The organism is Pedobacter sp. 01T416_2, from assembly GCF_056398925.1.
In genome coordinates this window covers 1-8,263 of the sequence record NZ_JBFTQI010000200.1, presented here as the reverse complement: position 1 = coordinate 8,263, position 8,263 = coordinate 1, and the positions used below count along the sequence as shown (strand labels likewise).

Genomic DNA, 8,263 nt, shown 5'->3' with positions numbered 1-8,263 from the left:
GTTATCAGCATTACTATTTAACCGTTTTCGCTTATCAGGAAGATTTGCGCTTTTTTTCACCATCTTTTTTGCGCCATCAGTGGCCACTATTGCCCAACCCTTAAACCAAGCCAAGGCTGGCCCATCGGCTTTTACGGCAAAGCTGATTAATATCGAGGCGGCCACGAATGAGGTTTTCAGGTACAGCACTACCCTGTATAACGGGACCAAAAAGCAGGCCATTTACGAGCTGAAGGCAGCGTTGCCAGCGGGCTGGGTGGTGAGTTACAAAGTAGAGGGCAGCCAGGTTACTTCGCTTAATATGGATGCAGGCAAAAGCCAGGAAATTGCAGTGGAGATTAATGCCAGTGCAAATGCATCACCTAAAAAATACAGTATCCCCCTTAAAGCCGTTTCGGCCGATGATACCCTTCTACTTAACCTCGAAGCAGTAGTAAAAGGCTCGTATGGCGTAACCATGAGTACACCAAGCGGAAGGCTTAGTGAAGAGGTGAGTTCGGGCGGGCATAAAGACATACAACTGGAGGTTAAAAACACCGGAACACTGGCCCTGAACGATCTGGAGCTGAGCAGTCAGCTGCCAAGCGGCTGGGAAGTGCGTTTTGAGCCAGCCAAGATCAGTAAACTTGAGGCAGGAAAAAGCGTAGCCGTTACCGCTTTTTTAAAAGTTCCTGATAAAACAATAGCCGGAGATTATGCCGCAACCTTTAGCCTTTCGGGTGCCAACGCGAACACACAGCTGGCGTTCCGCATGTTTGTTAAAACTTCATTGCTTTCTGGCTGGATCGGTATCCTGGTGATTGTGCTCGCCATTGGCAGTGTATACTACCTCATACGCAAGTACGGCAGAAGATAATCCATTCTTTAACAGCACGAAATAAGATGGAACCTATTATACAGCTCAGGAACCTAAGCAAACGCTATGGGGCCTTTAAGGCGGTTGACGAACTGAACCTGGAAGTATACCGCGGTGAGATTTTTGGATTGCTCGGCCCAAACGGTGCGGGCAAAACCACCTCCATATTGATGATGCTCGGGCTAACCGAGCCCCATAGCGRTACTGCCCGTGTTTGTGGATATGATGCCACCAAAAACCCCATTGCAGTAAAGCAAAAGGTGGGCTATATGCCAGATAGCGTGGGCTTTTATAACCACATGACGGCGCTCGAAAATTTAATTTATTTGGGGAGGCTGAACAACCTGGACGAAAGCACATTAAAAGACCGGGCCGAAGAAGTACTTAATATAGTGGGGCTTGCCTGCAGCATGGATAAAAAAGCCGGCATTTTTTCGCGGGGCATGAAACAGCGGCTGGGTTTGGCTGATGTATTGATCAAAGACCCCGAGGTAATTATACTCGACGAGCCAACACTCGGCATAGACCCTGCAGGGGTAAAGGAATTTCTAACCTTGATTAAAACCCTGAGCCAGCAGCAGGGCTTAACCGTTTTGCTCTCTTCGCACCACCTGCACCATGTACAACAGGTATGCGATCGTGTAGGCATATTTGTTGGTGGGAAACTGTTGGCCCAGGGCGATATTGCCTCGCTTTCCGCTAACCTTTTCGGCAAAGAAGGAGCCGTTACCACAATTAAAACAGCAGATTTAATTGAGCAGCCCTGGCCATTGGAGGCAGAGATGAGGCAATGGGGAGCGCTTACAGAGATCGCCATTTCTGGCGATACGCTGGAGTTTACCACCCAGCATGATATTACCCCGCGCATTGTTCGCCATTTAGTGGAAAAGGGTTACAACATTTTACAGGTAAGCCGTAAGGCGTATGGCCTGGATGAGATCTATCAGAAATATTTTGAAAGTAGTTTTAATGAAAATCTAAATCATGGAAAATCAAACGGTATCTTTAAGCGCGCTTTCTTCGGGCAGCACAAAAGATAAAAAATATACAGCCTCGCCTCAGCCAAACAGGGCCTTTGGCGTAACCATCCGAAAAGAGATTGCCGATCACATCAGGAGCTGGCGCTTTTTGGTGTTGGTTGCTTTGGTGCTGTTAACCTTTGTGGCTTCTTTATATGTTTCGGTAAGCAATATCAGAACAGCCTTTACCAATACAAACGATCCCGACCATGCTTTTATGTACCTAAAGCTGCTTACATCAACAGATAACGCTATGCCACCTTTCCATGTGCTGCTCAGTTTTCTTGCACCGCTGCTTGGCATTAGCATGGGTTTTGATGCCATTAACTCGGAGCAGAACAACGGAACTTTAACCCGGCTTTTGGCACAGCCGATTTACAGGGATAACCTGCTGCTGGCTAAATTTAGCAGTGCAATACTGATAGTAGGCATGCTTTTTCTTTCGCTCACCTTACTTATGATTGGTGGGGGGCTGGTGTTAACAGGCGTTAGGTTAGAAGCCCAGGAACTGATCAGAATAATGGGTTTTGTTTTTGTAACGCTTCTTTACGTTGCATTCTATTTAAGTTTATCGATCCTGCTTTCTATTGTTTTTCGGCAACCGGCAACTGCTGCGCTGAGCGCTTTGGGGCTGTGGCTGTTTTTTACCGTTTTTTATCCGATTATCGTTAACCTGATTATAAGGGCCTTTTTACCCGACCCTGCCTACCTTACGCAGGCACAGGTAATGGGTTACAATGAATTTATCTTAGATATCATGCGGATTGCACCTAACCAGCTTTATACCGATGCGGCCACTACACTATTGATGCCATCGATACGGAGCCTCGGCCCGATGAGTATGGAGCAAATGGCAGGGGCCATTCCCAGTCCGCTGCCGGTAAAAGAGAGCCTGATGATTGTATGGCCCCAGTTAAGCGGGATGATTGCCGCCAGTACAGGTTGTTTTGCCATTGCTTATTACCTTTTTATGCGTAGGGAAATTAGAAGTTAAAGCGGATAGCTGTTCTTTGCATACTCCCGTTATCCGGTTTTTATTTTGCTAATTTGGAAAAAGAATACCCTGATACATGGAAATTTTTAAATTATTATACCTGTAGGGCAATAATTTATCCCAATACACGTATTATATACTGAGAGCGTTAATTTAGATTAAAACGGGGACCGTCTATTAGATGGTTCCCGTTTTTCTTTTAAAGATCAAAGTTGAAGGGCAAGACAGAACAGGAATTATTATTGCCCAAAATCACTTTCGCTAAATAAATAAAAAAGCCACCCAAATGGGCGGCTCTGATCTATCTTAAAAACAGATTTTCTATTTTGCTAAAACCATTGCGTTTTGTTCAGCTTCCATCATCGCTTCAGAAGCATATGATGCTGATTTAAGACTGGCAAAGTCAGCTAATTTTACATTTTTCATGTTGCTGGCAATCATTGTACTTTGATCAGCGGTACCATTTAATTTTAATACCGCATCGTCCTTAACGATTGTATATAAACTGCCTGCTGTAGTTTTGATCTTCGCTGTAGCACTTTGACCCAAAAATAACTGAAGGTACTTTACATCAAAATTATTGCTGGTTAGCACAACCGATTGACCATAAGCTTCAATTCTTTCTAAATCTTTTACGGTAATATTCAGCGTTACCTGACTTGTTTCCAATGAATTGATAAATAAGGTTTGTCCATCAGTTGATACTGAGGTTTTTGCAGCGTCGTAGTTGCCGGCACCTTCTACATTTTGCTTTTCACCTTGTGTTAAGATGATCTTCACGTTCCCGCTTACCCAGATCCTGCTGAATTTTGATAATGAAGAAGTTTTTGTTTCTGCTTTAACTGGCTCAGCGGCAAAAGTTGCCATTGCTGATGAAGTAAATACTACTGCTGTTAATGCTGCTGCGAATAATGTTTTTGCCAAGGTTTTCATATCTTTTATATTTTAAGTTTTTGCTATTGTTTGTTATTAAGACGCAGCCATACATCAAACGTTGCAGGCGAAAACCCTGTATTATACCAGCGTTGGTAATCACTAGACCAACGCCTGTAATTTCTAGACGAAAGTTGCAGATGCTCTAGCCAGATTTACGTAAATCTAGATACTCTGCTTGCCACAGAGATTATGTTTATGGCGAACATACCACCAGAGGAATTATTCGCGGTAGTGATGCCTACGCCATGAGATCGGTTAGAAGTGCCCATTTTTTTTATATCGAAAACCTAAATTACGATGGGTTTTCAAGAACACAGTAACCAAGGGAGCATTGTTTAAAACTTGGAGGGAGAAAAATTCAACTCGGGCAAATGCATATCAAAAGAGGCCAAAAGAAGAATTGTATGATGTGATCAAAAATCCATTTAATCTCCAAAACCTGATTGCAGATCCTAAGTTTAAAAAAGTAAAAAGCGAACTTTCATCTAAACTGGCTACTTTTATGAAACAACAAAACGATAAAGGCCTGGCCACGGAGCTGGATGCCCTAAGCCGTCAGCCGAAACATCAACCAAAAGATTAATATGAAATATTTAAAGTTATTATTTGCCTTTTTCCTGCTTGCATTTAGCTATTCGGCTTTCTCTCAAAACAACAAGCCAAACATCATTATTATTCTTGTTGATGATATGGGTTTTAGCGATGTAAGCACCTTCGGCGGAAATTTTGTGCCTACACCCAACATAGATCGTTTGGCGAAAAATGGGTTAATGCTTAACCAATATTATAGTGGCGCACCAATCTGTTCGCCATCAAGAACTAGCTTGCTCACGGGTATGTACCCCGGAAGGTGGAATTTTAGTACTTATCTGGATAATAAAAAGCACAATAAAAATGCACAACAAGCAGATTACTTAAATCCCCAAGCGCCATCTATCGCCCGAATTTTCCAATCTGCCGGATATGCAACTGGTCATTTTGGTAAGTGGCACATGGGCGGAGGAAGAGATGTGAAGGATGCACCGGTTTTTGAGAAATATGGTTACGATGCCCACGCCAGTACTTACGAAAGTCCTCAGCCAGACCCACTGCTTACTGCTACAAATTGGATCTGGTCGGATAAAGACAGCATAAAACGCTGGGACAGAACCAAATATTTTGTTGATAAAACACTCGAGTTTTTTAAAGAAAATAAAAATAAACCACGTTTTGTAAATCTTTGGCCAGATGATGTACATACGCCATGGGTACCCAATGTTGGAAATGAATATATTGGTAAGTTTCCTTTGGGACAAGAATCTGAGCAGGCCTTTAAACTAGTGCTGAAGGAACTTGACCAGCAAGTAGGAAGATTAATGGATGGTTTGAAAACAATGGGTGAAGACAAAAATACCATCATTATCTTCACCAGTGACAATGGGCCTTTACCGAGTTTTAAAGGGAGCCGGACTGGTGGTTTAAGAGGCACTAAACTTTCTTTATACGAGGGTGGCACCAGAATGCCATTTTTAATTAGTTGGCCAGGGCATATTCCCCAGGGAAAAATAGATGCGGGCTCGGAAGTAAATGCGATAGATTTATTGCCATCATTAGCCGGCATGGCGGGAGTAAAGTTACCTGCAGATTATCAGGGAGATGGGTTAGACCGGAGTAAGGTTTTCGCCGGAAAATCATCACTGAGGAAAAAAAACATGTTTTGGGAGTATGGCAGAAATGATATTGCCTTTAAATATCCTGCCAAACCCAATAGAAGTCCAAACCTGGCGGTGCGCACTGGAGAATGGAAATTGCTTATGAACAGTGATGGCTCTGATGTGCAGCTTTATAACATTGTGAAAGATAAAAATGAAACTACCGAGCTAAGCGCCAAACAGGTTAAAATAACCACTCAATTAAAAACCGAACTGCTTGCCTGGTGGGAATCTCTGCCTAAACTCAAAAATTAATTACAACAGCCGCCCTTTAGGATTATTGTGTAGAGATAGCATAAAAAAAAGCCATTTGAATTAATCAAACGGCTTTATATTTTAATTACAGCAGGCAAACACTATCTAATTACACTACCCTCTGAGAACTTTTCTACAGGTGCCACAAAAGTGAGTTTGCCATCGGCATTTTCAGCCATCAGGATCATTCCCTGTGATAAAATCCCTTTGATTTCGCGTGGAGCAAGGTTTACGATCATACTTACCTGTTTACCAACAATATCTTCAGGTTTATAATATTCGGCTATGCCCGAAACCACTGTTCTTTCGTCGATACCGGTATTTACCGTTAATTTTAAAAGTTTTTTTGTTTTCTCTACTTTTTCGGCAGCAACAATGGTGGCTACACGGATATCCATTGCCGAGAAATCATCAAACTGGATATTCTCTTTTGCCGGAACAGCAACTACATTACTGGCTGCATTACTGGCCTTGCTTTGGTTTAACTTCYCAACCTGGAAGTCGATCTCTGCATCTTCAATTTTATCAAACAAGAGCACAGCTTCGCCAATTTCGTGGCCACGTTTTAACAGGCTCACCGTACCTGAATCATCCCAATCATGACCGCCGTTTTGAAGCATCTTCATTAACTTTTCTGCTGTAAATGGCAAGAAAGGTTCAATCAGGATCTGAATATTGGCGGCGATTTGAAGTGCAATATTCAATATCGTTCTTACACGGTCTTCATCCGTTTTAATGAGTTTCCACGGCTCGGTTTCGGCCAGGTATTTATTTCCCAAACGGGCAACATTCATTACTTCTGATAAGGCCTCTCTAAAGCGATAATTTTCGATAGACGCAGAGATTTTAGCAGGATACCCAGCCAGTTCATCAATAACAGCCTGATCTACATCCGTAATTTCCATGCAGGTTGGTACCGAACCGCCAAAGTATTTATGTGTAAGTACCACAACCCTGTTCACGAAGTTACCGAGTATGGCCACCAATTCATTATTGTTTCTCGCCTGAAAATCTTTCCAGGTAAAATCGTTATCCTTGGTCTCGGGAGCGGTTGCGGTTAATACATAACGCAATACATCTTGTTTACCTTCAAATTCTCTTAAATATTCGTTCAGCCAAACTGCCCAGTTCTTAGAAGTCGATATTTTTTGTCCTTCTAAGTTTAAAAATTCGTTTGCCGGCACATTATCAGCCAGGGTATATTCGCCATGTGCCATTAACATTGCAGGGAAAATAATGCAGTGGAAAACGATGTTATCTTTACCGATAAAGTGAACCAGTTTGGTTTCGTCACTTTTCCAGTATTCTTCCCAACCACATTTATCGTTTTCGTAACTGCTGATGTAATATTCTTCGGCTTTAGGGTTCCAAACATCGAGCTTGGCATAGTTACAAAGCTCTTTGGTTGCAGAAATATATCCAATAGGAGCATCGAACCAAACATAAAGCACTTTACCTTCGGCATCGCGAAGCGGAACGCGAACACCCCAATCTAAATCTCTGGTCATGGCCCTAGGCTGTAAACCTGCATTTAACCAGCTTTGGCATTGGCCATACACATTTGGGCGCCATTCTTTATGGCTTTCGATATAAGTGCGTAAACGGTCTTCGTATTTATCTAGCGGCAGAAACCAGTTTTTAGTTTCCTTTAAAATTGGCTTATCGCCAGATAGGGTCGATTTTGGATTGATTAAATCGGTCGCATTAAGCGTAGAGCCACAGTTTTCGCACTGATCGCCGTAAGCATTTTCATTCCCGCATTTTGGGCAGGTACCGGTAATGTAACGATCGGCTAAAAATTGTTTTGCAGTGGCATCGTAATATTGCTCGGTAACCTCTTCGGTAAAAACACCTTTATCGTAAAGCGTTTCGAAGAAATCGGCAGCGGTTTGGTGATGGGTAAGCGATGAGGTACGGTGATAGATATCGAAAGATACGCCGAATTCTTTAAAAGAATCGCCAATAATCTTGTGGTACTTATCTACCACTTCCTGAGGCGTAATACCTTCTCTTTTGGCTTTTAAAGTAATGGGCACACCATTTTCGTCAGATCCACAGATGAACTTTACATCACGTTTATTCGACCTTAAATAACGGGCATAAATATCTGCAGGGATGTAAACACCAGCCAGGTGCCCAATATGAACTGGTCCATTGGTATATGGAAGCGCTGCAGTTACGGTATATCTTTTAATTTTACTATTATCCAAAACAATTTTTATTAATTTGGCAAAGATAAGTGTTTTGAAGATGATTAAGCAGCCCCCGTATTTAAAAAAAGGAGATAAGATTGCCCTCGTATGTCCGGCAAAGAAATTACCCAAACCTATAGACCATGCCATAGCGCGATTAGAAAGCTGGGGTTTAGAGGTTATTGTGGGCGAAAGTGTATACGCCAGTCATCRCCAGTTTGCAGGAACTGATGCGTTAAGAACCAAAGATATTCAGCGTTTTTTAGACGATCCATCTATAAAAGCGATTATTTCGGGCCGTGGCGGTTATGGTACTATCA

General features: G+C 42.5%; 8 protein-coding genes. 6 read left to right on the top strand and 2 right to left on the bottom strand.

All coding sequences use genetic code 11. The annotated features are described in order from the left end of the window. The 3 genes from AC1DPQ_RS10675 to AC1DPQ_RS10665 form a co-directional block, all read left to right on the top strand. A partial coding sequence (locus AC1DPQ_RS10675; protein ID WP_477609198.1) for a COG1470 family protein occupies positions 1 to 856 on the top strand: 856 nt, incomplete at its 5' end. Between the two features lie 26 nt (positions 857 to 882). Beyond that, the gene (locus AC1DPQ_RS10670) at positions 883 to 1,896 is read left to right on the top strand and encodes an ABC transporter ATP-binding protein (protein WP_477609196.1); all 1,014 of its coding nucleotides are present in this window, start codon (positions 883 to 885) and stop codon (positions 1,894 to 1,896) included. After that, positions 1,841 to 2,869 carry an ABC transporter permease gene (locus AC1DPQ_RS10665; RefSeq protein ID WP_477581022.1) on the top strand — a complete coding sequence of 343 codons (1,029 nt, stop codon included), beginning with the start codon at positions 1,841 to 1,843 and terminating at the stop codon, positions 2,867 to 2,869. The genes AC1DPQ_RS10670 and AC1DPQ_RS10665 overlap by 56 nt, the downstream gene beginning before the upstream one ends. Positions 2,870 to 3,190: 321 nt before the next feature. On the opposite strand, the gene AC1DPQ_RS10660 is transcribed toward AC1DPQ_RS10665, so the two are convergent. Beyond that, a complete protein-coding gene (locus AC1DPQ_RS10660) occupies positions 3,191 to 3,802 on the bottom strand; it encodes a GIN domain-containing protein (RefSeq protein WP_477581020.1) in 612 nt (203 codons plus the stop codon). Between the two features lie 334 nt (positions 3,803 to 4,136). On the opposite strand from AC1DPQ_RS10660, the gene AC1DPQ_RS10655 reads away from it, so the two are divergent. Together AC1DPQ_RS10655 and AC1DPQ_RS10650 are read left to right on the top strand one after the other, a co-directional pair. Continuing rightward, a complete protein-coding gene (locus tag AC1DPQ_RS10655; RefSeq protein ID WP_477581018.1) occupies positions 4,137 to 4,388 on the top strand; it encodes a hypothetical protein in 252 nt (83 codons plus the stop codon). A gap of 1 nt (position 4,389) precedes the next feature. Beyond that, positions 4,390 to 5,751 carry a sulfatase family protein gene (locus AC1DPQ_RS10650; protein ID WP_477581016.1) on the top strand — a complete coding sequence of 454 codons (1,362 nt, stop codon included), beginning with the start codon at positions 4,390 to 4,392 and terminating at the stop codon, positions 5,749 to 5,751. Between the two features lie 101 nt (positions 5,752 to 5,852). Here AC1DPQ_RS10650 and metG read toward each other — a convergent pair whose 3' ends face one another. Continuing rightward, complete coding sequence (gene metG / locus AC1DPQ_RS10645) at positions 5,853 to 7,961, bottom strand: methionine--tRNA ligase (RefSeq protein ID WP_477609192.1); 2,109 nt, start codon at positions 7,959 to 7,961, stop codon at positions 5,853 to 5,855. 16 nt (positions 7,962 to 7,977) lie between these two features. On the opposite strand from metG, the gene AC1DPQ_RS10640 reads away from it, so the two are divergent. Beyond that, the coding region (locus tag AC1DPQ_RS10640) for an LD-carboxypeptidase (RefSeq protein ID WP_477609190.1) at positions 7,978 to 8,263 on the top strand (286 nt) is incomplete at its 3' end.

Excerpts from the sequence above, each read along its gene's own strand:
- AC1DPQ_RS10665 (WP_477581022.1), top strand. The coding sequence starts at position 1,841 with ATGGAAAATCAAACGGTATCTTTAAGCGCGCTTTCTTCGGGCAGCACA.
- AC1DPQ_RS10660 (WP_477581020.1), bottom strand. The coding sequence starts at position 3,802 with ATGAAAACCTTGGCAAAAACATTATTCGCAGCAGCATTAACAGCAGTA.
- AC1DPQ_RS10650 (WP_477581016.1), top strand. The coding sequence starts at position 4,390 with ATGAAATATTTAAAGTTATTATTTGCCTTTTTCCTGCTTGCATTTAGC.